This window comes from Planotetraspora kaengkrachanensis, assembly GCF_016862895.1.
Lineage (GTDB): Bacteria > Actinomycetota > Actinomycetes > Streptosporangiales > Streptosporangiaceae > Planotetraspora > Planotetraspora kaengkrachanensis.
In genome coordinates, this window is record NZ_BONV01000061.1 from 1 (window position 1) to 23437 (window position 23437).

Here is a 23437-nt window from a genome sequence, read left to right on the forward strand (position 1 = left end):
CGGCTGGTCGCCGCCCGCCGGTACGTGGAAACCGGTCGGCGAGGAGATCAAGTATCCGCCCGGCCACTACGCGGAGACCGCGCAGACGCGCCAGGAGACCATCCTGGTCGAGGACTTCTCCCAGGTCAGTTATCCATCGCCCAGCGAGGGCGCGGCGCGGATCTGCGGCGAGGTCGGGATGACCTCCGCGATCGTGGCGCCGCTGTGCGCCCGCGGCGAGACGCTCGGCCTCATGTACCTCGGCCTGTCCAACCTCACCGACCGGCGCTCACCCCACTACGACGCCTTCGACCGCGACTTCGTGGGCGCGATCGCGACCCGGGTCGCGGTGGCCGTGGACAACGCGCTGCTGTTCGAGGAGGAGCGGCACACCGCCGAGTCGTTCCAGAAGCATCTGCTGCCACGTGAGCTCCCGGCACTGGACGGTCTGGAGATCGCCGTCCGCTACTTCCCCGCGGCGCCGCTGGCCTCGCACGGTCAGGGCATCCAGACCCAGGTCGGCGGCGACTGGTACGACGTGATCCCACTGTCGGCCGGGCGGGTCGGCATCGTGATCGGCGACGTCGAGGGCCGGGGCGCCAAGGCGGCCGCGGTCATGGGCCAGCTCCGGGCCGCGTTGCGCGCGTTCGCGCAGGACGACAAGCCGCCGGCGGACATCCTCGCCCGCCTCGACGAGTGGACCAGGGTCGTCGCCCATCCCGAGCGCGACGACTTCGGCGCCGACATCACCAACCCTCCACTCGTCACCTGCCAGTACCTCGTGTACGACGCGTGGTCGCGCCAGCTGTCGTTCGCCAACGCCGGTCACGCGCCGCCGCTGCTGATCGTCGACGGCAACGTCGCCGAGCTGGACATCACGGAGGTCGGCCAGCCGCTCGGCGTCCGCGCCAAGGGTGTGCACGCCGACCTGGTCTACAAGGAGGAGACGCGGACGCTCCCGCCGGGTGCGACGCTGCTGCTCTACACCGACGGGCTCGTCGACCGGCGGCCCATCCGGGGCTCGGAGACCGCGTCGCTCAGCGACGACGAGGCGCTGCGGATCCTGTCGGAGAAGGTCGCCAAGCTCTCTGGGGAGCCCGTCGAGCGGATCGCAGAAGCCGCCACCTCGGCCGTGCCCGGCGAGATCGACGACGACATGGCGATCCTGGTCGTCCGGTCGGTCGCGACGGAGCTCGAGGTCGAGGAGCGCACGTTCCCCGCTCAGCCGATCATGGTGAGCGAGGCGCGCCGGATGGCGTCCGAGGCGTTCGCCGACTGGCAGGTGCCGGACGAACGCTCCGATCTCGCCTGCCTGCTCGTGTCCGAGGTCGTCACCAATGTCGTGCTCCACGCCGCCAGCGCGAGTGTCCCCAGAAGGGAACTGGTGATGGACGGGCCGCCGCTGCCCTTCGACGAGTCCTGGGAGGTCCCGGGCTTCGAGGAGGAGATCGCAGCGGGGGACAAGGAGTTCACTCTCCGCCTGCGCCGCGGCAGGGATTCGATCTGGGTCGAAGTCTTCGACCAGGACCTCCGCCTGCCCCGCATCCGCAGCGCGGGGGAGAACGACGAGGGCGGGCGTGGCCTCTACCTGGTCGACCAGTTGGCCAAGCGCTGGGGCTCCCGTCCCACCCGTGAGGGCAAGGCCGTCTGGTTCGAGATCCCCATCGGCGGCCGCTGAGCCGACCGGCGAAGCGCGTCATCGCAGCTCATCATGGCTGTACGGGAAGCCTTTCGCTACGCCCGCCTACTGGTTCCGCGCCTCCATCGGTGCTTGACTCGCAGGTATGGAGCTTGCCTACGACCGGCGCGGCAGCGGATCCCCGCTGGTGTTGCTGCACGGCCTCGGGCATCACCGGCAGGGATGGCGACCGGTTCTCGAGTTGCTGGCGGAACGGCACGACGTCATCGCCGTCGACTTCCCCGGCTTCGGCGAGTCCCCGCCGTTGCCCCCGGGCCTGCCGTACACCACGGAGACGCTCGGCACGGCGGTCGAGGAGTTCTGGACCTGGCTCGGAGTGAAGGACCCGCACGTCGCCGGCAACTCCCTCGGCGGTTACATCGCGTTGGACATGGCCGCGCGCGGAGTGGTCTGCACGGCCGCCGCCCTGTCGCCCGCCGGATTCTGGTCGCGGACCGAGCACCTGTACGCGCGGACGGCCCTGCGCCTGTTGCGCGCCTCGGCTGCGGCCACCCGGGGGGAAGGCGCCGCCGCGCTGGCAGCCACGAAGGCGGGCAGGACGGTCGCGCTGGGGTTGCTCATGGCCAGGCCGTCACAGGTTCCCGCCGACGAGATGCTCGCGGCGGCCGAGGCCCTGGGCGGATGCGCGGGTTTCGACGAGACCCTCGACGCGTGCGCCTGGATGGGTCCGCCTCCGCCGCCCAAGGTGCCGATCACCATCGCCTGGGGCGAGCACGACCGTCTGCTGCCGCGCCGCCAGGCGGTCCGGGCGGCGCGGTGGGCGCAGGAGCGCGTCCTGTTGCTCTCGGGGTGCGGTCACCTGCCGATGAGCGACGATCCCGACCTCGTGGCGCGCGTCATCCTCGATAGCAGTCGCGACTAGCGTCCGCACGGGCGCGGGAACCGACGCATACTGATCGGCATGGACTCCGGACTCATCCTTCTGGTCTTCCTGGCGTTCCTGTTCGCATGGTTGTTGAACAAGGTCCGGAAGTTCTTCCGGCTGAGCCCGGTGGCCTACGCGGGCGTGATGATCGTCTTCGTGCTCGTCATGCTGGCCGTCTGGGGCCAGCAACTCCGCTGAGCGAAAGCCGTACCGGCTGGTCTAGAAGCCGAACGACCTGCCGATGATCTCCTTCATGATCTCCGTCGTGCCTCCGTAGATGGTCTGGACGCGGCTGTCCAGCCATGCCTTGGCCACCGGGTACTCCAGCATGTAGCCGTAGCCGCCGTGCAACTGGAGGCAGCGGTCGATGACCTTCGTCTGCAGCTCGGTGGTCCACCACTTCGCCTTGGCGGCGTCCACGGGGGTGAGCTCACCGGCGTTCAGGGCGAGGATGCACTTGTCCACGTAGTGGCGGGCGATCTCCACCTCGGTGGCCAGTTCGGCCAGCACGAACCTCGTGTTCTGGAACTGGCCGATGCTCTTGCCGAAGGCCTTGCGGTTCTTGCAGTACTCGATGGTCGTCTCGAGGACGGACTCGGCGGCGGCCACTCCGCCGACCGCGATGGACAGGCGCTCCTGCGGGAGGTTGTGCATCAGCTGGACGAAGCCCTGGCCGTCCTCGTCGCCGAGCCGGTTGGCCACGGGCACGCGGACGTTCTCGAAGAACAACTCGGCCGTGTCCTGGGCGTGCATGCCGATCTTCTCGAGGTTCCGCCCCCTGCCGAAGCCCTCCATCCCGCGCTCGACGACGAGCAGCGTGGTGCCCCGCGCGCCCGCCGCCGGGTCGGTCTTGGCCACGACCACCACGAGGTCGGAGTTGATGCCGTTCGTGATGAACGTCTTCTGCCCGTTCAGCACGTAGTGCTCGCCCTCGCGCAGGGCCGTGGTCCTGATGCCCTGCAGGTCGCTCCCCGCACCCGGCTCGGTCATGGCGATGGCCGTGATCAGTTCTCCCGACGCGAAACCGGGCAACCAGCGCTGCTTCTGCTCGTCATTGGTCAGATCAACGAAATAGGGCGCCATGACGTCGTTGTGCAGGGAGAAGCCCAGGCCGGTCGCGCCGATGCGGGTGATCTCCTCGAGCACGACCGCGTTGTAGCGGAAGTCGGTGATGCCGGCCCCGCCGAACTCCTCGGGCACGGAGAAGCCGAACATCCCCAACTCGCCCGCCTTCTTCCAGACCTCGCGGGGGACGATGCCGTCCTTCTCCCACTGGGCGTGGTGCGGGATCACTTCGCGCGTCAGGAACTCACGAACGGTCTCGCGGAAGAGCAGGTGCTCCTCGTCGAAGAGGTCTCGCCGCATCGGTACGCCTTCCGGCTCGGGGTGTCATTCCGTCACCAGAATACGATTCTGTTACCGGCGGGTCGATTGCCCGCGGTCACTGCCTGCCGGTGGTGATCACGTCCTCGTCGCGGCTCGTCGCGCCGGGCTCGTCCAGGTGGTCGGGCGTGCGAGCGCCGTCCGAGAGGCCGCCGTCGTCCGGGGACGTGCCGCGTGCGGGGGCGGAGTCCGCGTGGCCGGGCCGTACCCGTGTCCGGATCAGGCGCTGGACGAGAAGCGTCACGCCGACGGCCAGCACGGCTGTGACGGCCACCGGCAGGTACGGCGAGGCCTCGTCGGCGCCTGCGGTCGCCGCCTTGGGAGACGCGGGTGCCGCCGGAGCGGTTGCGGGCTGCGAAAGGCCTCCCGGCGCCGGCGCCGGCGCCGCGGTGGCGGGAGGGGCGGGCGGCTGGGACGAGGTGACCTCGCTGTCCCAGGGGAAGCCCGGAGGCTTGATCGATCCCCAGTAGTCGACGACCTCGAGGCCGGCACCCCTCCCGATCTGGGGAGGGGTCAGGGACAGCCCGCCGGGGATGTCCATGGTTCCGATGTCGTACGGCATGAAGATCCCCTGGATGCCCTGGAGCCGCCACTGACCGTCCGGGATCTTGATGGTCACCGCGTAGTGGGCCGGCTCCGGGAGGGGCGTGCCGGTGAAGTTCAGCGTGGTTCCGCCCGACGTGCTGATCAGGCGCAGACCAGTGTCGCCGAGTTCTTCCCCGGGGATGTCGAACGGATGGGTCCCGTGCTGGAGGACCCAGTATCCGATCGTGTACGCCTTGCCGGCCACGAGCTTGTCCGGGGGCGGATCGAGCTCGGTCGTCGCCCAGCCGCCAGCCCGGGTCTCCGCGTGAGCGGGAAGCGCCGCGGCGATCGCCATCGCCACCGCGCCGAGTGCCACCAGTAGTCGTCTCATCTGAGCACCTCCGGTGTGGATACACCCGGGCCACCGAGAAGGTTCCACGGACATGACCCGATCATGAGGAAATGCGGCGGATTTGCCGTGGAGGGCGGCGATTCGGGGGCGCAGTACATAGGATCACTACCGAGTCATGACCGTACGGTGAAATCCCGGTGCGGCTGTCCGAGCGCTGGATGGGAGACGGGTCGGTGCGGAGATCACAGGCGCGACGTCGAACGGTCATCGGGGCGTCCGCGGCCGGAGTGGTCGGCGCCGTCGCCCTCGTCGGCGGTCTGTCCGCGATCGGCGCCAGCGCCGACACCAGGACCGTGGCCTACGTCTGCCTCCCCTCGGCGCCGGCGACCGCGACGGCCTCGCCCGATCTCACCGCCGCGCTGAGCGGGCAGGCCAGTGCCACGCCGTCGGAAGCGGTGACGCTGACCTGGACGAACCGGCAGCCGTCCGACACCGACCAGATCATCACGGTGCCCACGGAGATCGCCACCACGGACCGCATCGTCATCGTGGGAGACCTCGTGGTCTCCGGGCCGGGTTCCGGCGCGAAGAAGACGATCCAGGCGACCGCCACGGGCACGCCGGGCGAGGCGGTCCCGAGCGGGTCCCCCGTCCCGTTGCCGACGCTGACGGCGGTGATCACGCCCACCGCGACCGGCACGGTCGGGGTCAAGGCCGACGCGTTCACCCTGAAGGTGGGCCCGGCCGACGGCACTCCCGAGACCTGGTACGACTGCTCGATCTCGACGGTCGCCGCGGCGAACACCAGCCCCGCGTCGCTGTCGATCAAGGTCAGCCCGCAGGCGACCCGGACCGTCTACGAGACGGTCACCGCACAGGTGAGCCAGACGCCGACGGGTGGCGCGGCCACGGGCGGCGGCGCGGAGGCCGGGCCCGACGGGCGCGTCTTCATCCTCACGGGCTCGGCTCTCGTGCTGGCCGCCGCGGTCGGCGGCCTCCTGATGCGCACCCGTCGCCGTGCCGTACGGCACTAGCGGCGCACGGTTTCGGAGACGCGGATCATGAGCGGGGCGCAGGAAGGACGCGAAGGGAGCCCGGCGGAGCAGGCGACACCCCCGGGAAGCCCGGCCGAGCCTGCGGGTTCTCCGGCGGACTCGTGGGCGACGGCGGATCGTCCGCATCCGGTGTACGGGCCGCCTCCACAACTCTTCCAGCCCGTCATCCTGGCCCCGCAGGATCCGTGGCCCGAGCCCGGCGGGTCGCCGGGCGGCGGTTCGGTGGTACGCGGGGCGCTGCTCCTCGCCGCCGTGGCAGGCGTGGTGACCATCGTCTTCGGGCTCGTGCTCATCTTGCGGTCGCCTGAGGATTACGAGTCCCCGGCGCGCTCCGCGCTCAAGGTGCAGGCGCTGGCTCCCACGGTCGGGCCCGGCGGTTCTGGGCCGCTGAGCCAGGCGGACGCCACAGCGCCGCCGCCACGTCCCGCGGAACCCGCGGCCGCGGCGATGCAGCCCTCGACCCCCAAACGGTTGATCATTCCGAGGCTGGGCGTCAACGCTCCCGTCAGGTCGGTCGGCACGGACAAAGGCGGTGCCATCGAGACACCGCCGATCAACGACTCCAACCTCGTCGGGTGGTATCGGGGAGGTCCCACCGCGGGGGAGGCCGGCCCTGCCGTGATGCTGGGGCACAAGGACACCACCACGCGGCCGGCCGTCTTCACCCGTCTCCACGAGATCCGCAACGGCGACGAGATCGAGGTGGTCCGCCTCGACGGGACCACGGCGATCTTCACGGTCGGCGGCGTGGAGCAGGCGAACAAGCAGACCTTCCCCACCGACCGGGTGTACGGGCCGAGGGACGACGCCGAGTTGCGACTGATCACGTGTGGCGGCTCATATAACCAGACGACTGGTCACTACGTGGATAACATCATCGTTTATGCGTTGATGACCGGCATGCGCCCTGCTGCGGGGAAGTCCTGAGCGCCGGCCGGTTCCGGTAAGGGCCCGTGGGACATGATTCCCGAGGGCTATCGTCTCTTCGAATCTTCACGAGGAGGGCCCTGTGGGCTGGTTGACGAATGTTCTGCTGCCGGGCCGGTTGCGTACGGGACCAACGGCGCTGCTGCCCGAACGGCCGGATCCCAAGACCTTGCTGGCGATCGCCCAGTCGGCCGATCCGGACGCACGCTTCGACGGTGACGACATCGTCGTGGGGGGATCGCGGATTCTCGCCGCGGCCGAGCTGGACGGCGAGACCCTGCGCAAGCTCGGCGTGACCGACGAGGAGCGGATGTGGGCCTGCCGCCTGTCCGCAGAAGGCCCGCTGCCGATGGACTATTTCGACAAGAGCCTGTCCGAGGGCGTCGCCTACCGCCTCGGCGGCTGGTCGCTGTGCCGGGGAGAGCCGACCGACCTCGCCGGCAGCGACCTGCGCGCCGTGCGCGTCTACCTGCCCGCCGCGCCGTCTCCCGAGGAGGTCGTGGCGCTGCTCGGCGAGGTGATCCGCCCGGTCGACTCCGTGGACGCCGACAAGTGGCCCGACGGCGAACTGCTCGAGGGCATCGTCCACGTCACGGTGGACGGCGGGGTGGTGACCGACGTGTACGCCGGCGCCGACATGATGCTCACGCTCGAGGCGAGCAACAGGATCCCGCCCGCAGCCAAGGCGCACTGGCCATACCTGACGGAGATCGTGATCATGCGGCTGTCCGCGATCGACACCCAGGTGCCGGCGTCGCCCGATGGCGAGACCGCGGAAGCGGAGGAGGCCGAGTCTCCAGGCGCCGAGCCTCGGGACGCCGAGCCTCAGGACGCCGAGTCTCGGGATGCCGAGCCTCAGGACGCCGAGCCTCAGGACGCGCGGGCCGAAGACGCCGCCACCGTGGACGGTCGGTCCGGGACCGGCGACGACGCGGACGTCACGGTCGCGGCCGAGGGCGCGGCCGATGCCCGTGACAGCGCCGAGGATGCAGGCGATGCCGCCGACAGCGCCGGGGATGACGCCGACGATGCCGATGCCAGTGCTGGCAGCAGTGCTGGCGACAGTGCCGATGACCGTGCCGATGACCGTGCCGATGACGGTGCCGACGACGTCGTCGACGACACGGCGCTGGTCGAGCGGGCCACCGTGGCGCTCGTCCTCGCGAACCGCCTTCAGGGAATCGCCACCGACCAGGGCGGATTCCAGCTCGCCGAGGCGGAGGACGTCCTACCGGGGCGGTACGCCGGCCACTAGTGACTCCACTGGCGACTCCTGTGCGCGGCCAGCTCAAACCATGCTTATCCCCCCGAAACCCGGTGGAGCCAGACACCCGTCGATGATGGTTCTGAGGTAACCTTTCACTAACCGAACAATGCTCGGTTTCTTCTGGAGGGCACTGTGGCAGAGGCGTACATCGTCGGGGCGGTCCGGACCCCGGTCGGCAAGAAGAAGGGCGGGCTCTCCACCGTCCACCCCACGGATCTGGCCGCGCACACGCTCTCGGCACTCGTCGAGCGCACCGGCGTCGACCCCTCCGCGGTGGAAGACGTGATCATGGGTTGCGTCATGCAGGTGGGTCCCCAGTCGATGGACATCGCCCGCAACGCGTGGCTGAGCGCCGGACTCCCGGAGAACGTCGCCGGCGTCACCATCGACAGGCAGTGCGGCTCTTCGCAGCAGGCGATCCACTTCGCGGCCCAGGCCGTGCTGTCCGGCACGCAGGACCTCGTCGTGGCCGCCGGCGTCGAGTCGATGTCGATCGTCCCGATGGGGTCGAGCATCACGATGGCGCTGGAGAAGGGCATGCCCTTCCCCTTCGGCGACAAGTGGGTCGAGCGCTACGGCAAGCAGGAGATCAGCCAGTTCCGCGGCGCGGAACTGATGGCCGACAAGTGGGACCTGAGCCGCGAGCAGCTGGACCAGTACGCCTACGAGAGCCACCAGCGGGCCGCCAAGGCCGTCGCCAACGGCTACTTCAAGGAGCAGATCGCGCCGATCAACGGGGTCGAGGACGACGAGGGCCCCCGGCCGGACACGACGCTGGAGAAGATGGCCGAGCTCAAGACCCTCCGTCCCGACGGGAAGATCACCGCGGCGACGTCGTCACAGATCTCGGACGGCTCCGGCGCCCTGCTCATCGCGTCCGAGCAGGCGGTCCGCGACCACGGCCTGACCCCGCGCGCCCGGATCGTCACGTTGGCGCTGACGGGCGACGACCCCGTCTACATGCTCACCGCGCCCATCCCGGCGACCCGCAAGGCCCTGAGCAAGGCCGGGCTGAGCATCGACGAGATCGACGTCATCGAGATCAACGAGGCCTTCGCCCCGGTGCCTCTCGCATGGCTCAAGGAGATCGGCGCGGACCCCGCGCGGACGAACCCGAACGGCGGCGCGATCGCCCTCGGGCACCCGCTCGGCGGCACCGGCGCGATCCTGATGACCAAGCTCCTGCACGAGCTCGAGCGCACCGGCGGCCGCTACGGCCTGCAGACCATGTGCGAGGGCGGCGGACAGGCGAACGTCACCATCATCGAGCGCCTCTGATCTCCATACGGCTGTAGCGTGGCCGTATCCCAAATCGTGAAGGGCACCCAGGTCGGCGGGTGCCCTTCACTCATTTCACGGGACAGATCACTTGGACCTCGGCAGCCGGCGCGGCTGCCGCATGGGGCGGACGGGCTGACGGGGCGGCAACGTGCGGGCGGGCGCCGGTCGGCCGCGCTGCGGCTGAGGCAGGTTCGGCAGGCTCCTGCCCTGCCTGCCGGACGGTCGGATGGGCATGTGGGATCTCCTCGGACGTCGAGAACGCGGCACAGAGGTGCCGTTCACTCAGCTGCCGCGTCAGAAAGGACAGGGCCAGAGAGCTGAGTCGCGCGTGATCGGCCGACTCGGGCCGATCAGCGGTCGCGGTGCGAAATCCACATGGGTGAGACCGTAACAAGCCCGTCTGCCGCCACCAACTGGTTTTCCGTACGCCCCCGGCGCAGCCATGCACCCGGCGCAGCCATGCCCCCCGCCCAGCCACGGCCCCCGCCCAGCACGGCCGCGCGCGCCGACGGCTGTCGCGCGCCAGGGCGGCCGCCCCGCGTCCGAGAGGCGGCCGCCCGTGCGGGTGTCAGCGGACGTGCCGGTGGACGTCCTGGGTCTCGGCCGGCCCGGGCCGGGCGGGGGCGATCCACGGACCCTCCAGCGAGGGGTCGAGGATGCCGTCCTCCACGAACGTGTACCGCCCGTCCAGGGCGCGCCTGGCCAGCCGTACGTCCTGGGAGTCCGAGTTGTCCCAGAGCCGCGCGAACAGGCCCTCGGCCCGCAGCCGCGACTGCTCGCAGAACGTGTCCGCGATCTCGTACGGCCGGCGGCCGTAGCGGGTGCCGTCCTCCTGCGCGCGGATGCACACGGCCGTCATGGCGAACAGCTCGGCGCCTATGTCGACGATCCGGGACAGGAAGCCCTGCTTGTGCTCGAGCTTCCCCTGCCAGCGGGACATGCCGTAGAAGGTGGCCCGCGCCAGCTTCCGGCTGGTCCGTTCGACGTAGCGCAGGTGGTGGGCGAGCACACCGAACTCGGAGTAGGCCGTCGGCAGCTGCCCCGGACCGGCGAGCAGGCTCGGCAGCCACTTGGCGTAGAAACCGCCCGCCTTGGTGGCCGCCCTGCCCTTGGCCCGCAGGTCGGCCTTCGGGTCGATCAGTTCCCCCGCGACCGACAGATGGGCGTCCACGGCCTCCCGGGCGATCAGCAGGTGCATGATCTCGGTCGAGCCCTCGAAGATGCGGTTGATCCGCAGGTCGCGCAGCATCTGCTCGGCCGGGACCCCGCGCTCGCCGCGGGCGTGGAGCGACTCGGCGGTCTCGTACCCCCGGCCGCCTCTGATCTGCACCAGTTCGTCGGCGACCTGCCAGGCCATCTCCGAGCCGTAGAGCTTGGCGAGGGCGGCCTCGATGCGGATGTCGTTGTGCTCGTCGTCCGCCAGCCGGCCGGCCAGTTCGACCACCGCCTCGAGGGCGTAGGCCGTACAGGTGATGAAGGAGATCTTCTGCGCGACCGCCTCGTGCTCGCCGACGGGGCGGCCCCACTGCACGCGTTCCGACGCCCACTCTCTGGCGATCTTCGCCGCCCACTTCGCGGTTCCGGCGCAGGTGGCCGGCAGTGAGAGCCGGCCGGTGTTCAGCGTGGTGAGTGCGATCTTCAGGCCCTGGCCCTCGCGGCCGATGAGGTTGTCGACCGGCACGCGGACCTGGTGGAACCGCGTGACGCCGTTCTCGATGCCGCGCAGGCCCATGAAGGAGTTGCGGCGCTCGACGGTGATGCCCGAGGAGTCGGCCTCGACCACGAAGGCCGAGATCTTCGCACCCGTCCTGGCCATCACGACGAGCAGGTCGGCCACGACCCCGTTGGTCGTCCACAGCTTGACGCCGTCGATGACGTAGGAGTCCCCTTCGCGCACCGCCGTCGTGGCGAGCCTGGCGGGGTCGGAGCCGACGTCGGGTTCCGTCAGCAGGAACGCGGAGATCTCGCCCCTGGCGCATCGGGGCAGGAACCGCTGCTTCTGTTCGGGGGTCCCGAACAGTCGCAGCGGCTGGGGCACCCCGATGGACTGGTGGGCGGACAGCAGCGCGCTGAGCGCGGGGGAGTACGACGCGGTCAGCTGCAACGCCCGCGTGTAGTAGGTGTGGCTCAGCCCCAGCCCGCCGTACTCCTCGTCGATCGTCATCCCGAACGCGCCGAGCGCGACCATGCCCTTGACGACGTCGTCGGGGATGACGGCGGTCCGCTCGATGAGCGCGGGGTCGACCTTGTCCTGGAGGAGGCTTCGCAGCGCGCGGAGGAATTCCTCGCCCTTCGCGGTCTCCCGCTCGCTCAGCCGTGGTGCCGGGTGGACGAGATCGAGCCTGAAGTCCCCGAGGAAGAGCTGCTTTCCGAAGCTGGGCCTGGCCCATTCCTTCTCACGGGCCTGCTCGGCGACTTCCCGTGCCTTGGCGTAATCGGTCATCGCGGCCTCCAGAGGCTGTTGATGACTATGACGTTACGCCTGGTTACTACTAGTGAGTAGCCCGCTCTGGTATAGGCCGGATTACCGCGTGGCTCACTGGGGGACGCGCGCGACGCAGAAGACGGTCTGGCCGAACGGCGGCCGGATCAGGCGCTCGATGAAGCGCGTGGCGGGCACGACGGTCCGGTCGTAGATCTTGACGAGCCGGGGGTCCGGGTAGCCGACGCCACCGCGGCGCACGGCGGCCCACCAGGCGATCCCGCCGAGGAAGTTGATCGGCTTGAGGACCTCGGCCTCGAGGCCGGCTCCCGCGACCGTCGCACCCAGGGTCTTGGGGGTGTACCGCTGGACGTGGCCGACCTTGCGGTCGAAGTCCCCATAAAGCTGCATGTATCCGGGCACCCAGATGATGATCCGGCCGCCGGGGACGGTGACCTTGGCGAGGGACCTGAGCGCCTCGACGTCGTCCTCGATGTGCTCGAGGACGTTCATCATGACGACGGTGTCCACCGGGTCGTCCAGGGGGATCTCGGTCGGCAGGCCGAACTGCAGCACCGAGATGTCGTCGCGGCCCTCGAAGCGCTTGCCGAGCTGCTCGACGCAGTAGGGGTCGAAGTCGCTCACGACGAGCCGGTCGAGCCGGGGGAGGAACTGCTCGGCGAAGTGGCCGAGGCCCGAGCCGATCTCCAGCATCGACCGTCCGACATGGGGGGCGACCATGTCGAACTCGTACTGCCGGTAGTTCTTGGCCTCGTCCCCACCCAGGTGGTTCTCCAGGGCCTCGTCTCCGGCGGCGGGTTGGACTACACGGTCATACCCAGACATTCGATCCTCGTTTACGCGGTCTGAAAGGGGTGCTGGAAAGTGTAGTGCCCTCCCATTAGCCACAGTTCGATTCGTCGTACTAGGCTTCAACGTCATTTCGTGAACGTTGACCGATGGATGACGACGAGGCCATAACACGCGCGCTGGCCGGCGACCTGGACGCCTATGAGGTGCTGGTCGCCCGATACAGCGTGGCCGCACACCGTACGGCGGCCCTGCTCGGCGCGGGCGACGAGGCCGAGGACGTCGTCCAGGAGGCGTTCGTCAAGGCGTTCCGCCACCTGGGCGGTTTCCGGCGCGAGGCCGCCTTCAAACCGTGGCTGCTGCGCATCGTCGCGAACGAGACCCACAACCTCACCCGGTCCCGCGGCCGGCGGGCCGACCTGACGGTCCGCCTCGGCCAGGAGCGGGAGCCGGACGGGCCCGACAGCCCCGAGGGGATCGTGGTCGCCGCGGACGGGGGCGCCCGCCTCCTCGCCGCGGTACGGAAACTGCCTGATCGGGAACGTGAGGCGGTGGTCTGCAGGTATTTCTTACAGCTGTCCGAGCTGGAGACCGCCGAGGTCCTCGGAGTACGGCTGGGCACGGTGAAGTCGCGGACATCCCGCGGACTGCGGCGCCTGCGAGAGGAGGTGGGCCGTGAGCTCCTCCCATGACCGTCCGGGCGGAGACCCGGGCGATCGTTTCGACGAGCTTGAGGCCGAGCTCCGCACGCTCGGCGAGACGCTGCACGTCCCCACCCCGCCGCCTGACGCCACCGCGCGCGCAGTACGGGCCCGCCTGGAGGCTCCCGCGCCGCAGCACGCCCGCCCGCGCCGCTCGGGCCTTCTCCGGCGGCCGCGTCTTTCGCCGCGGAAGGCCGTCGCCGCCGCGGCCGTGTTCCTGGCGGTGTTGATCGGGGCCACGCCCCAGGGCCGGGCCGCTGTCGTGTCCGTCCTCAGGTTCGCCGGGGTGGAGATCAGGGTCGGCGAGCCCGGGCCGCTGCCCACCGGTGTGCCGAGCCCGCTTCCTTCGGACAGGCGGGTCACGCTCGACGAGGCGCGGCGCGCGGTCGCCTTCCCCGTCGCGGTTCCGGCCGCGCTGGGCGAGCCGTCAGACGTGCGGGTGGCCGACGGCGGGAGAGTGGTGACGCTCCTGTGGCCGGGCCTGCGGCTCGACGAGTACGACGGAAACCTGGACGTGGTGTTCCGCAAGGATCTCGGCGAGCCCTGGCCGGAGGATGTGCCGACGATCCGCGGATGGTGGATCCAGCAGCCACACGGCGTCTCCTACGTACCCAGGGGCGGCGCCCCGCAGCCCGAGGAGCGGGTCGCGGGTCCCACGCTCATCTGGCAGCGTGACGGCGTCGGGTTCCGCCTGGAGGGCGCTGACAAGGAGGAGGCCCTCCGGATCGCGAACTCGACCCGGTGACCGCTCCCGCGGCCCGCCCGCAGGTCATTCGGGGGGCGCCGCGAGCCACGCGTCGATCTCGCCGGACAACTCCTTCTTCGTCGACTCGGGGGCGGCCGACGAACGGATCGACTGCCGGGCCAGCTCGGCGACCTCCGCGTCGCTGAAGCCGTACGTCTCGCGGGCGAGCTCGTACTGCGGCATCAGCCGCGCTCCGAACAGCAGCGGGTCGTCGGCGCCGAGCGCGATCGGGACCCCGGCCTCGAACAGCCGGCGTACGGGCACGTCCTGCGGCCGCTCGGCGACGCCGAGTCCCACGTTGGACAGCGGGCAGACCTCGCAGGCGACCTGCCGGTCGGCCAGCCGTTCCATCAGGCGCGGCGACTCGGCGGCCCGCACGCCGTGGCCGACGCGGTCGGCCTCGAGATCGTCGACGCACTCGGCGACGCTGGGGGCCCCGAGGAGCTCGCCCCCGTGCGGCACGGCCAGCAGGCCCGCCCGTTTGGCGATGCGGAACGCGGCGTCGAAGTCCCTGGCGCGGCCGCGGCGCTCGTCGTTGGACAGCCCGAAGCCCACCACGCCCTTCCCGGCGTACTGCGAGGCCAGACGGGCCAGGGTCCGGGCGTCGAGGGGGTGACGCGTGCGGTTGGCCGCCACGATCACCGCGATGCCGAGGTCCGACGCCGCGGCCGCCCTGTCGGCGGCGTCGAGGAAGAGCTCCAGCGTCGCGGTCAGCCCGCCGAACCGGTGGGCGTATCCGGACGGGTCGACCTGGATCTCCAGCCAGCGCGAGCCCTCCTCGACCTCGTCCTCGGCCGCCTCACGCAGCAGCCGGTAGACGTCCTCGGGTCTCCTGAGCACCGACCGCGCGATGTCGTACAGCCGCTGGAACCGGAACCAGCCCCGTTCGTCGGTCGCGCGCAGCCGGGGAGGCCAGTCCTGCTCGAGGGCGTCGGGCAGATGGACGCCGTGCTCGCGCGCGAGCTCGATGAGCGTGGAATGCCGCATCGAGCCGGTGAAGTGCAGGTGCAGGTGAGCCTTGGGGAGCGTGTCGAGTGGGCGCGGCATCTCCACATCCTGCCGTATCCGCTTGTCAACCCCGTGCCCGCCTCGCGCGTTGCAGACGAGCCTGAGGGGAGCTCATGACCGGGGAGCACGAAGCGGCCTGCGGCCGCAGGAAAGCGGAAGGCCCGGGCGTCGTGCCCGGGCCCTCCCCACGATGATCGAACGGCGCGATCCGCGGCGATCAGTGGGCCTCGCCGAGAAGCTTGGCGATCCGGCTGACGCCCTCGGCCAGGTCGTCGTCGCCCAGCGCGTAGGACAGGCGGAAGTAGCCGGGCGTGCCGAACGCCTCACCGGGGACGAGGGCGACCTCGGCCTCCTCGAGGATGAGCTCGGCCAGCTCGGCGGACGTCTGCGGACGCCTGCCGCGGAGCTCCTTGCCCAGCAGGGCCTTGATCGAGGGGTAGGCGTAGAACGCGCCCAGCGGCTCGGGGCACAGGACGCCGGGGATCTCGTTGAGCATCCGGACCATCGTCTGGCGCCGACGGTCGAACGCCTCGCGCATCCGGGCGACGGCCGACAGGTCGCCGGTGACGGCGGCGAGCGCCGCGGCCTGCGAGACGTTCGCCACATTCGACGTCGCGTGCGACTGAAGGTTGGTCGCCGCCTTGACCACGTCGGACGGGCCGATCAGCCAGCCCACCCGCCAGCCCGTCATCGCGTAGGTCTTGGCCACGCCGTTCAGCACCACGACCCGCTCGCGAAGCTCAGGCACGGCGGTGGCGATGCTGGAGAAGACGGCGTCGCCGTACACGAGGTGCTCGTAGATCTCGTCGGTGACGACCCACAGGCCCTTGTCCAGCGCCCAGCGGCCGATCTCCTCCACCTGGGCGGGGGTGTAGACCGCGCCGGTGGGGTTGGACGGCGACACGAACAGCAGGACCTTGGTGCGGTCGGTCAGCTTCTCCTCGAGCTGCTCGACGGAGGCGAGGTACCCGGTGGTCTCGTCGGTCACCACGTCGACCTGGACGCCGCCCGCCAGCTTGATCGCCTCGGGATAGGTCGTCCAGTAGGGGGCGATGACGAGGACCTCGTCGCCCGGGTCGAGCAGTGTGGCGAACGCCTCGTAGACGGCCTGCTTGCCGCCGTTGGTGACCAGGACCTGGGAGGCGTCGACCTGGAACCCGCTGTCGCGCAGCGTCTTGTCCGCGATGGCCTGCTTGAGCTCGGGCAGGCCGCCCGCCGGCGTGTACTTGTGGAACCGGGGGTTCCTGGACGCCTCGACGGCCGCCTCGACGATGTAGTCGGGCGTCGGGAAGTCGGGCTCGCCGGCGCCGAAGCCGATGACCGGGCGACCGGCGGCCTTCATGGCCTTGGCCCGGGCGTCCACGGCGAGCGTCGCGGACTCGGAGATCGCGGAGATACGCGCGGAGATGCGAGGTCGGGTCATGGCCCCCATCGTTCCAGACCCGCCCGGCGGTTTCCCCTCGGTATCCGGGATCCGGACACTTCCACGCGATACCTTTGAGCCGCGTGGACCAATGTGGTTCGACGAAGGGGGCTTTCCCCCGTAGACTGCACCGACTAGTGGACCATGACGAGGAACGCACGGCTGAACTCAGGCGTTTCTCGGGTATTGTGGTGCACGGCTTAGGGCACTAGCGCAATTGGTAGCGCACCGGTCTCCAAAACCGGCGGTTGGGGGTTCGAGTCCCTCGTGCCCTGCGGAGTGCGGTCCGCGCACCAATGGCGTTGAAGCGCGCCGCAAGATGCGATGGACACGACGGATCAGGTGAGGACTGTGGCGATCGACACCCGCGGCGAGACCGCTGGAAAGCCAGGCAAGCCGAGCGGTGAGAAGAAGGCCAAGCGCACCTCTCCCGCTGTTTTCTATCGTCAGGTCGTCGCCGAGCTCCGCAAGGTCATCTGGCCCCGGCGTAACGATCTGATCAACTACACGATCGTGGTTCTCGTCTTTGTTGTGATCATGGTCGGGATCGTGTTCGGGATCGACTCCTTGCTGGGGAAGGTGGTGCTGGCGGTCTTCGGCGGATCCTGATCCAGTCCGAGGCGTGGCAGCACGTCATTTCACCGATCGAAGAAGGAAGAGTCCCGTGTCCGAGTCTCCGCTCCCGGTCGATGGTTCCCGTGACGAATGGGAGTCCGAGCCGGACGAGGCCGTAGAAGCCGTGGAAGAGGTCGACGACGCCGTCGCCGACCCGGACGGTACTGACGGTGAAGCCGACTCGACCGAGGCCGTGGCAGAAGTCGACGAAGACGGCGACATCCTGCCCGACGTCGACCCGATCGAGGAGTTCAAGCGTCAGCTCCGCGGCCAGTACGGCGAGTGGTACGTCATCCACTCCTACGCCGGTTACGAGAACCGCGTGAAGCAGAACATCGAGAGCCGCACCGGCTCCCTCAACATGGAGGACTTCATCTTCCAGGTCGAGGTGCCGACCCACACGATCACCGAGTTCAAGGGCGGCAAGAAGACTCCGATCAAGGAGCGCGTCCTTCCCGGTTACGTGCTGGTCCGGATGGACCTGACCGACGAGTCGTGGGCCGCCGTCCGCAACACGCCGGGCGTCACCGGCTTCGTGGGCCTGTCGAACAAGCCGAGCCCGCTGAACCTGGACGAGGTCGCCAAGCTGCTGGCGCCCGAGCCGAGCGAGGAAGTCAAGAAGGCGACATCCAAGGCCGCCGCGGCGACGGTCGACTTCGAGGTCGGCGAGTCCGTCACGGTCATGGACGGTCCGTTCGCGACCCTGCCGGCGACGGTCAGCGAGATCAGTGCCGAGTCGCAGAAGCTGAAGGTGCTCGTTTCGATCTTCGGCCGCGAGACCCCGGTCGAGCTGTCGTTCAACCAGGTCTCGAAGATCTGAGCACGTCGCATAGACTCTTTAGTCGTCCTCACGCGCGCAAAGGGAAAGCCGGTCGCAGAACCGGCTTTCGCCGCGGTGTGAGGGTTTTGTAGGACAAAGGACCCGGAGAAGGACAGATGCCTCCAAAGAAGAAAGTCGCGGCTCTGGTTAAGGTCCAGCTTCCCGCTGGCCAGGCCACGCCCGCGCCGCCCGTCGGTACCGCGCTCGGTCCGCACGGCGTCAACATCATGGACTTCGTCAAGCAGTACAACGCCGCGACGGAGGCCCAGCGGGGCAACATCATCCCCGTCGAGATCACCATCTTCGAAGACCGCAGCTTCACCTTCGTCACGAAGACGCCCCCGGCGCCTGAGCTGATCAAGAAGGCCGCCGGTCTGCAGAAGGGCAGCGCGGTCCCGCACAAGGACAAGGTGGGCAAGCTCACCAAGGACCAGCTGCGTCAGATCGCCGAGACGAAGATGCCGGACCTCAACGCGAACGACATCGAGGCGGCCGAGAAGATCATCGCCGGCACCGCCCGGTCGATGGGCATCACGATCGCCGACTAGTTCCGAGCCGCGACGGGCGCGGCGGTGCCTGGACTGAGGAGCGCGGGAGCGAAGCGACCAAGCGCGACGAGGGAAGGCGACGCCTCCAAGGCGCCCGGAGCCCACCTCGCCGAAGGCGAGGCATTCAAACGCAGTGGAAGGGCCCGATGCGCGGCCCGCACCACGAACTCCATGAGGAGCGGAAAGTGAAGCGCAGCAAGAGCTACAAGAACGCGGCCGCACAGATCGACCGCGACGCCCTGTACAGCCCGCTGGACGGCGTCCGGCTGGCCAAGCAGACCGCGACGACCAAGTTCGACGCCACCGTCGAGGTCGCCCTGCGCCTGGGTGTCGACCCGCGCAAGGCGGACCAGATGGTCCGTGGCACCGTCAACCTCCCGCACGGCACCGGCAAGACCGCCCGGGTCCTGGTCTTCGCGACCGGTGACCGTGCCGAGGAGGCCCGCGCCGCGGGCGCCGACATCGTGGGCTCCGACGAGCTCATCGACGAGGTGGCCAAGGGCCGGCTCGACTTCGACGCGGTCGTCGCGACCCCCGACCTGATGGGCAAGGTCGGCCGCCTGGGCCGCGTGCTCGGTCCGCGTGGTCTCATGCCGAACCCGAAGACCGGGACCGTCACGCCCGACGTCACCAAGGCCGTCACCGACATCAAGGGCGGCAAGATCGAGTTCCGGGTCGACCGGCACTCGAACCTGCACTTCATCATCGGCAAGTCGTCCTTCGACGAGCGTCAGCTCGTGGAGAACTACGCCGCCGCGCTCGACGAGGTGCTGCGTCTCAAGCCGTCGGCAGCCAAGGGCCGCTACCTCAAGAAGGTCACCTTCACGACGTCGATGGGCCCCGGCATCCCGGTCGACCCGAACGTCACGCGTGCGATGACCGAGGCCGAGGTCTGAGACACCGCCTGATCCGAGCCTGATCTCAGGCCCGGAATCGGATTTCGAGAGAAACCCCTGCCCATTCGGGCAGGGGTTTCTCTCTTTCTGGGCAGGAGTTCGCCCAAGGTGCCGGCACGCGGCCTTTCCCGATGCGTGGCCCTTCTCCCGCCATGCCGTAGCCGGCCGTTGTGGGCACTGTGACCTGGCCTCTTGTGGTACGGCGTCGCCGTTGTGGCCGGAACTTTCACGGCATTCCGTGGCGCCTAGAGCCTTTTTGTGTATTTTTCGTCTTTTTCGTGTCAGGACGGGCGTTCGGAATGTGTAGGAATCATGTATATCTGATGGCGTTTTTCCCCTTATCCACGCGCGTTGGGTTCCGACCGCATAGGGTCGGGAAGCACCTGTTGGGGGAAACGAAGGGAATATAGGCATGCGCCGGTTTCTGGTGGCCGCCGGAGTGGCGGTCACGATCACGGCGGCGGGATGCGGCTCGACCACGGCCACCCCGTCTCTGGACAAGCACGAGCTCACCGCGGCCGAGGTCCTGCAGCAGACGGCGCAGAAGACCGACAAGGTCACGTCCTATGCCGCGGACATCGTCATGAACATGACCGGCCCCAACGGCGAGACCGGGAACATCGAGGGCACCATGCGTGCCCAGACGGCTCCGAAGGTCGCGTTCGACATGACCTTCGACAAGATGAGCTCGGCCGGCCAGGACATCCCCGGCGGGATGCGCATGATCCTCGATGGTCGCGTCGCGTACATGAAGATGGACATGCTCAAGGCCCTCATGGGCGGCGACAAGGCCTGGATCAAGATCGACCTCGCGAAGGCCGGGGCCCAGGCGGGTGTCGACATGGACCAGCTGCTCGGTCAGGCCAACCAGATGGACATGCGGAACAACATCAAGATGCTGACCGCGTCCAAGGACATCAAGTCGGTCGGCAGCGAGAAGGTCGGCGGCGTCGACACCACGCACTTCGCGGGCACCTACCCGGTGACCGAGGCGCTGAAGCAACTGCCCGCCGACTCGCGCAAGCAGGCCGAGGCCGCGATGACCGGGATGAAGGACATGAAGTTCGACGTCTGGATCGACGGCGAGGGTCTGCCCCGCAAGATGGCGGTGAAGGCCGAGCAGGCCAAGACGATGGCCATGGACATGACCATCCTCTTCAAGTCGTTCAACGAGAAGCTCACGATCAAGGCGCCCCCGGCCAGCCAGGTCGCCGAGATGCCGACGAACGAGCCCCTGGGCAGCTGATTTGGCGTCCTAGGGATTGACACGTATTCTGTCTCCTGCCAAAGACCGCCGGTCGTCGCCGGGCTGTTTCGTAGCTCGGCGACCGAAGGTTCCACGTGAGTGGACGGCCCGCGTAGGTGTGGAGAGAGCTTGGGACGATCAAGTCGTCCTTCCAAGCCCCGTGCGCCTGCGCCGGGGCTTGTTCGTTTGAGGGGAGCCCTTCGCCGGCGGCACATCTGGAAGGAGGCCCATGGCGAAGGCGGACAAGAGCGGTGCGGTTGCCGAACTCAAGAACGAGTTCGAGGGCTCCAGCGCCGCCGTTCTGACCGAATACCGCGGTCTCACCGTCGCTCAGCTCAAGGAGCTGCGCGTTTCACTCGGTGGGCATGCGAAGTTCGCCGTGGCGAAGAACACGCTGACCAAGATCGCGGCCAACGGCGCCGGGATCACCGTCCTGGACGACCTGTTCCAGGGCCCGACCGCCATCGCGTTCGTCAAGGGCGACGTGGTGGAGGCGGCCAAGAGTCTGCGTGACTTCGCCAAGGCCAACCCCCTCCTGGTGATCAAGGGTGGCGTCGTCGACGGCAAGTCGATGAGCCCCACCGAGATCACGAAGCTTGCCGACCTCGAGTCCCGTGAGGTGCTTCTCGCGAAGCTGGCCGGTGCGCTGAAGGCCAAGCAGTCCCAGGCTGCCGCCACCTTCGCCGCGCTGCCCACTCAGATGGCTCGACTCGCCGAGGCTCTGCGCGCCAAGCGCGAAGAGGCCGGCGAGTAGGTCCCGCGCAGGCGGGCGGGGGAAGCGCGCTACCGCGGTCCCTTTTCAACGTTTTGCTAGATCCACTGGAGGAACACCATCATGGCGAAGCTCAGCACTGACGAGCTGCTCGACTCCTTCAAGGAGATGACCCTCCTTGAGCTCTCCGAGTTCGTGAAGCTCTTCGAGGACACCTTCGACGTCAAGGCCGCCGCCCCGGTCGCGGTCGCCGCCGCGGGCGTGCCCGGCGCCCCCGCCGCCACTGAGGAGGCCGAGGAGCAGGACGAGTTCGAGGTCGTCCTCGAGGCCGCCGGCGACAAGAAGATCCAGGTCATCAAGGAGATCCGCGCTCTGACCAGCCTGGGCCTCAAGGAGGCCAAGGACCTCGTCGACGGCGCTCCCAAGTCCGTCTTCGACGGCAAGGTCAACAAGGAGCAGGCCGAGAAGGCGAAGGCGGCCCTCGAGGGCGCCGGCGCCACCGTCACGGTCAAGTAGCACCTCGCCGGAAGGGCGGGTCCACCCAGGTGCCGGGTGGTGCCCGCCCTTTCGCATGCCCGGGGAAGATCCGTACCGGAATCGAACACCCTATGGGCAGGCACGGCCGCCTGATCTATGTTGCGGGAGGGGATCCGGCGTCCGGCGACTTGATCGGGGGTGGCCCAGGTGCGGCGCGCGCTGGTCGTCTGCCTCCTGCTCGTCACCGTCGCGCTGGCGGGGGCGGTCGTGTGGGCTGGAAGGGCCCGTGACGCGGCCAGGGCCGTACAGGACGATCGCCGGTCGGCGGCGCGCGCGGCGGCCGTCCACGCGGTCAATCTGCTGTCCGTCGACCACAGAACCGTCGACGACGACATGAAGCGCGTCCTCGCGACGTCGACGGGCGAGGAGCGCGAGGAGTACGCCAGGAACGAGGCGGCGCTCAAGAAGGCGACGATCGACAACAAGGTGGTCCAGACCGGCGTGCTCCGGGCGACCGGGCTGGCGTCCATGACCGGGGACCGCCGCAGGGCCGAAGTGCTGATCGTCGCCGACGCGGTGATCGACTGGGAGGACGGCAGGAACGCCGCTCCCGAGGAACGCTTCTACCGATGGCGCATGGAGGTCACCAAGACCGGCGGGGTCTGGTTGGTCTCGAAGGTGGAGCTCGTCCAATGAGGCGCCTGCTGGTCGCTCTGACGGCCCTGTCGGCCCTCTTCCTCGCCGTCGCGGCGGTTCGGACCGGCCTCGATCTACGGCGCATCCAGGACGGCGACAGATCCGCCGCGGAGGGCCTCGCCGCCGCCCGGGCGCTGGCTCCCGACATGTTGTCGTACGACTACCGTACGATCGATCAGGATCTTCGAAGGGCGCAGAGCCGGGCCACGGGGACGCTGGTGCGGCGCTATCGCGAACTGGCGGAAACGCTCCCCGCGGAGGCCAGGCGGCGCAGGCTCGTCCAGCAGGCCGTCGTGGCGGCCGCCGGCGTCGAGACCGCCACACCCGAGGAGGTCCGGGTGGTGCTGTTCGTCAACATGACAAGGAGCAGTTCCGAGCCGGGGGGCGACGGGCCGGAGCAGCAGGTCAGCCAGGGACGGGCCCGGCTCCGCATGGTGACGGACGGCGACGGCTGGCGGATCGCGGACCTGACCACCCTGCTCGGTGACACGCCCGCTCGATGACCCCGGTTACTCAATTGTTAGCAAAGGTTGGGTTTAGGGCGCTTCGATCACGGGCAGATGTTCGGCACGGCGGCGTAGACCGATGGTCAGCGTTGGCCCGTCCGTGTGACGGAACGTTACCTGGACCGGCTCCCGGGTAGGGTCTGGTTCCGATGATGTTCCTCCGTCGTACGGACGGGAAACACCCAGCGTGGTGCCCGTCAGTTAGGCGAAATGTGGGCTTGCGGGCTTGACGTTTCGGCTCAGACGGGTGATGCTGCCACCAACGTGGAGCGCAGAGCGAGAGCGGAGTGGACAGGTGTATGCCTATCGGCTACACTGCCCCTTTGCGCTGCCCTTTGACGACCGTCTCTCTGAGTAATGCTTAGTCTCTGGTCGTCTGGCGTGCGTGTAGTCAGTCCGCGAGCCCTCGGAAGGACATCTGTTGGCAGCCTCGCGCAACGCCTCCGCCGTACCCGCCGGTCCCCGTAACGTGTCGTTCG

General features: G+C 69.1%; 25 protein-coding genes and 1 tRNA gene. 19 read left to right on the top strand and 7 right to left on the bottom strand.

Going from position 1 to position 23437, the window contains the following annotated elements:
• From Pka01_RS39330 to Pka01_RS39340, 3 genes are all read left to right on the top strand, one after another.
• The coding region (locus Pka01_RS39330) for a SpoIIE family protein phosphatase (RefSeq protein WP_203888110.1) at positions 1 to 1657 on the top strand (1657 nt) is incomplete at its 5' end.
• Between the two features lie 106 nt (positions 1658 to 1763).
• Positions 1764 to 2540, top strand: coding sequence for an alpha/beta fold hydrolase (locus Pka01_RS39335; protein WP_203888111.1), 777 nt, complete (start codon positions 1764 to 1766; stop codon positions 2538 to 2540).
• Between the two features lie 39 nt (positions 2541 to 2579).
• Positions 2580 to 2741: a hypothetical protein gene (locus Pka01_RS39340; protein WP_203888112.1), complete on the top strand. Its 162-nt coding sequence runs from the start codon at positions 2580 to 2582 to the stop codon at positions 2739 to 2741.
• A 21-nt stretch (positions 2742 to 2762) separates the two neighbouring features.
• Here Pka01_RS39340 and Pka01_RS39345 read toward each other — a convergent pair whose 3' ends face one another.
• Together Pka01_RS39345 and Pka01_RS39350 are read right to left on the bottom strand one after the other, a co-directional pair.
• Positions 2763 to 3908, bottom strand: coding sequence for an acyl-CoA dehydrogenase family protein (locus Pka01_RS39345; RefSeq protein WP_203888113.1), 1146 nt, complete (start codon positions 3906 to 3908; stop codon positions 2763 to 2765).
• A gap of 76 nt (positions 3909 to 3984) precedes the next feature.
• A complete protein-coding gene (locus Pka01_RS39350) occupies positions 3985 to 4842 on the bottom strand; it encodes a hypothetical protein (protein WP_203888114.1) in 858 nt (285 codons plus the stop codon).
• A 158-nt stretch (positions 4843 to 5000) separates the two neighbouring features.
• Here Pka01_RS39350 and Pka01_RS39355 point away from each other — a divergent pair, with 158 nt between their 5' ends.
• The 4 genes from Pka01_RS39355 to Pka01_RS39370 all read left to right on the top strand — a co-directional run bounded on the left by Pka01_RS39355 (position 5001) and on the right by Pka01_RS39370 (position 9330).
• Positions 5001 to 5837: a hypothetical protein gene (locus Pka01_RS39355; RefSeq protein ID WP_203888115.1), complete on the top strand. Its 837-nt coding sequence runs from the start codon at positions 5001 to 5003 to the stop codon at positions 5835 to 5837.
• A gap of 27 nt (positions 5838 to 5864) precedes the next feature.
• The gene (locus Pka01_RS39360; RefSeq protein ID WP_203888116.1) at positions 5865 to 6785 is read left to right on the top strand and encodes a class F sortase; all 921 of its coding nucleotides are present in this window, start codon (positions 5865 to 5867) and stop codon (positions 6783 to 6785) included.
• A gap of 82 nt (positions 6786 to 6867) precedes the next feature.
• Entirely contained in the window at positions 6868 to 8040 is a 1173-nt protein-coding gene (locus tag Pka01_RS39365; RefSeq protein WP_203888117.1) for a hypothetical protein, read from the top strand.
• Between the two features lie 144 nt (positions 8041 to 8184).
• Positions 8185 to 9330: an acetyl-CoA C-acetyltransferase gene (locus Pka01_RS39370; protein WP_203888118.1), complete on the top strand. Its 1146-nt coding sequence runs from the start codon at positions 8185 to 8187 to the stop codon at positions 9328 to 9330.
• Between the two features lie 87 nt (positions 9331 to 9417).
• On the opposite strand, the gene Pka01_RS39375 is transcribed toward Pka01_RS39370, so the two are convergent.
• The 3 genes from Pka01_RS39375 to Pka01_RS39385 form a co-directional block, all read right to left on the bottom strand.
• Complete coding sequence (locus tag Pka01_RS39375; RefSeq protein WP_203888119.1) at positions 9418 to 9567, bottom strand: hypothetical protein; 150 nt, start codon at positions 9565 to 9567, stop codon at positions 9418 to 9420.
• A gap of 334 nt (positions 9568 to 9901) precedes the next feature.
• Positions 9902 to 11776, bottom strand: a complete 1875-nt coding sequence (locus Pka01_RS39380) for an acyl-CoA dehydrogenase family protein (RefSeq protein ID WP_203888120.1) — start codon at positions 11774 to 11776, stop codon at positions 9902 to 9904.
• Positions 11777 to 11869: 93 nt separating this feature from the next.
• Positions 11870 to 12601, bottom strand: a complete 732-nt coding sequence (locus Pka01_RS39385; protein WP_203888121.1) for a class I SAM-dependent methyltransferase — start codon at positions 12599 to 12601, stop codon at positions 11870 to 11872.
• Positions 12602 to 12714: 113 nt separating this feature from the next.
• On the opposite strand from Pka01_RS39385, the gene Pka01_RS39390 reads away from it, so the two are divergent.
• Positions 12715 to 13257, top strand: a complete 543-nt coding sequence (locus tag Pka01_RS39390; protein WP_203888122.1) for an RNA polymerase sigma factor — start codon at positions 12715 to 12717, stop codon at positions 13255 to 13257.
• Entirely contained in the window at positions 13241 to 14011 is a 771-nt protein-coding gene (locus Pka01_RS39395; protein ID WP_203888123.1) for a serine/threonine-protein kinase, read from the top strand. Before Pka01_RS39390 ends, Pka01_RS39395 begins: the two co-directional genes overlap by 17 nt.
• 24 nt (positions 14012 to 14035) lie before the next feature.
• Here the strand turns inward: Pka01_RS39395 and Pka01_RS39400 are convergent, their stop codons facing one another.
• Both Pka01_RS39400 and Pka01_RS39405 read right to left on the bottom strand, forming a co-directional pair.
• Positions 14036 to 15058 carry an adenosine deaminase gene (locus tag Pka01_RS39400; RefSeq protein WP_203888124.1) on the bottom strand — a complete coding sequence of 341 codons (1023 nt, stop codon included), beginning with the start codon at positions 15056 to 15058 and terminating at the stop codon, positions 14036 to 14038.
• Between the two features lie 178 nt (positions 15059 to 15236).
• Positions 15237 to 16442: a pyridoxal phosphate-dependent aminotransferase gene (locus tag Pka01_RS39405; RefSeq protein WP_203888125.1), complete on the bottom strand. Its 1206-nt coding sequence runs from the start codon at positions 16440 to 16442 to the stop codon at positions 15237 to 15239.
• A 202-nt stretch (positions 16443 to 16644) separates the two neighbouring features.
• On the opposite strand from Pka01_RS39405, the gene Pka01_RS39410 reads away from it, so the two are divergent.
• From Pka01_RS39410 to Pka01_RS39455, 10 genes are all read left to right on the top strand, one after another.
• A tRNA-Trp gene (locus Pka01_RS39410) sits at positions 16645 to 16717 on the top strand.
• A 76-nt stretch (positions 16718 to 16793) separates the two neighbouring features.
• On the top strand, positions 16794 to 17051 hold the full coding sequence (secE, locus tag Pka01_RS39415) for a preprotein translocase subunit SecE (protein ID WP_239116270.1): 258 nt from the start codon (positions 16794 to 16796) through the stop codon (positions 17049 to 17051).
• A gap of 55 nt (positions 17052 to 17106) precedes the next feature.
• Positions 17107 to 17877, top strand: a complete 771-nt coding sequence (nusG, locus tag Pka01_RS39420; RefSeq protein ID WP_203888127.1) for a transcription termination/antitermination protein NusG — start codon at positions 17107 to 17109, stop codon at positions 17875 to 17877.
• Between the two features lie 116 nt (positions 17878 to 17993).
• Positions 17994 to 18425 (top strand): 50S ribosomal protein L11, encoded by a 432-nt coding sequence (gene rplK, locus Pka01_RS39425; protein ID WP_203888128.1) that lies wholly within the window; start codon positions 17994 to 17996, stop codon positions 18423 to 18425.
• Between the two features lie 185 nt (positions 18426 to 18610).
• Entirely contained in the window at positions 18611 to 19321 is a 711-nt protein-coding gene (rplA, locus tag Pka01_RS39430) for a 50S ribosomal protein L1 (RefSeq protein ID WP_203888129.1), read from the top strand.
• 412 nt (positions 19322 to 19733) lie between these two features.
• Positions 19734 to 20567, top strand: coding sequence for an SCO4651 family lipoprotein (locus tag Pka01_RS39435; protein WP_203888130.1), 834 nt, complete (start codon positions 19734 to 19736; stop codon positions 20565 to 20567).
• Positions 20568 to 20796: 229 nt separating this feature from the next.
• On the top strand, positions 20797 to 21321 hold the full coding sequence (gene rplJ, locus Pka01_RS39440; protein ID WP_203888131.1) for a 50S ribosomal protein L10: 525 nt from the start codon (positions 20797 to 20799) through the stop codon (positions 21319 to 21321).
• 81 nt (positions 21322 to 21402) lie between these two features.
• The gene (gene rplL, locus Pka01_RS39445) at positions 21403 to 21795 is read left to right on the top strand and encodes a 50S ribosomal protein L7/L12 (protein ID WP_203888132.1); all 393 of its coding nucleotides are present in this window, start codon (positions 21403 to 21405) and stop codon (positions 21793 to 21795) included.
• Positions 21796 to 21963: 168 nt separating this feature from the next.
• On the top strand, positions 21964 to 22452 hold the full coding sequence (locus Pka01_RS39450) for an Rv1363c family protein (RefSeq protein WP_203888133.1): 489 nt from the start codon (positions 21964 to 21966) through the stop codon (positions 22450 to 22452).
• Positions 22449 to 22955, top strand: a complete 507-nt coding sequence (locus Pka01_RS39455; protein WP_203888134.1) for a hypothetical protein — start codon at positions 22449 to 22451, stop codon at positions 22953 to 22955. The genes Pka01_RS39450 and Pka01_RS39455 overlap by 4 nt, the downstream gene beginning before the upstream one ends.
• The last annotated feature ends 482 nt before the right edge of the window (positions 22956 to 23437 follow it).

Excerpts from the sequence above, each read along its gene's own strand:
- Pka01_RS39335 (WP_203888111.1), top strand. The coding sequence starts at position 1,764 with ATGGAGCTTGCCTACGACCGGCGCGGCAGCGGATCCCCGCTGGTGTTG.
- Pka01_RS39340 (WP_203888112.1), top strand. The coding sequence starts at position 2,580 with ATGGACTCCGGACTCATCCTTCTGGTCTTCCTGGCGTTCCTGTTCGCA.
- Pka01_RS39345 (WP_203888113.1), bottom strand. The coding sequence starts at position 3,908 with ATGCGGCGAGACCTCTTCGACGAGGAGCACCTGCTCTTCCGCGAGACC.
- Pka01_RS39350 (WP_203888114.1), bottom strand. The coding sequence starts at position 4,842 with ATGAGACGACTACTGGTGGCACTCGGCGCGGTGGCGATGGCGATCGCC.
- Pka01_RS39360 (WP_203888116.1), top strand. The coding sequence starts at position 5,865 with ATGAGCGGGGCGCAGGAAGGACGCGAAGGGAGCCCGGCGGAGCAGGCG.
- Pka01_RS39375 (WP_203888119.1), bottom strand. The coding sequence starts at position 9,567 with ATGCCCATCCGACCGTCCGGCAGGCAGGGCAGGAGCCTGCCGAACCTG.
- Pka01_RS39380 (WP_203888120.1), bottom strand. The coding sequence starts at position 11,776 with ATGACCGATTACGCCAAGGCACGGGAAGTCGCCGAGCAGGCCCGTGAG.
- Pka01_RS39385 (WP_203888121.1), bottom strand. The coding sequence starts at position 12,601 with ATGTCTGGGTATGACCGTGTAGTCCAACCCGCCGCCGGAGACGAGGCC.
- Pka01_RS39390 (WP_203888122.1), top strand. The coding sequence starts at position 12,715 with ATGGATGACGACGAGGCCATAACACGCGCGCTGGCCGGCGACCTGGAC.
- Pka01_RS39400 (WP_203888124.1), bottom strand. The coding sequence starts at position 15,058 with ATGCCGCGCCCACTCGACACGCTCCCCAAGGCTCACCTGCACCTGCAC.
- Pka01_RS39405 (WP_203888125.1), bottom strand. The coding sequence starts at position 16,442 with ATGACCCGACCTCGCATCTCCGCGCGTATCTCCGCGATCTCCGAGTCC.
- rplK (WP_203888128.1), top strand. The coding sequence starts at position 17,994 with ATGCCTCCAAAGAAGAAAGTCGCGGCTCTGGTTAAGGTCCAGCTTCCC.
- Pka01_RS39435 (WP_203888130.1), top strand. The coding sequence starts at position 19,734 with ATGCGCCGGTTTCTGGTGGCCGCCGGAGTGGCGGTCACGATCACGGCG.
- rplJ (WP_203888131.1), top strand. The coding sequence starts at position 20,797 with ATGGCGAAGGCGGACAAGAGCGGTGCGGTTGCCGAACTCAAGAACGAG.
- rplL (WP_203888132.1), top strand. The coding sequence starts at position 21,403 with ATGGCGAAGCTCAGCACTGACGAGCTGCTCGACTCCTTCAAGGAGATG.
- Pka01_RS39455 (WP_203888134.1), top strand. The coding sequence starts at position 22,449 with ATGAGGCGCCTGCTGGTCGCTCTGACGGCCCTGTCGGCCCTCTTCCTC.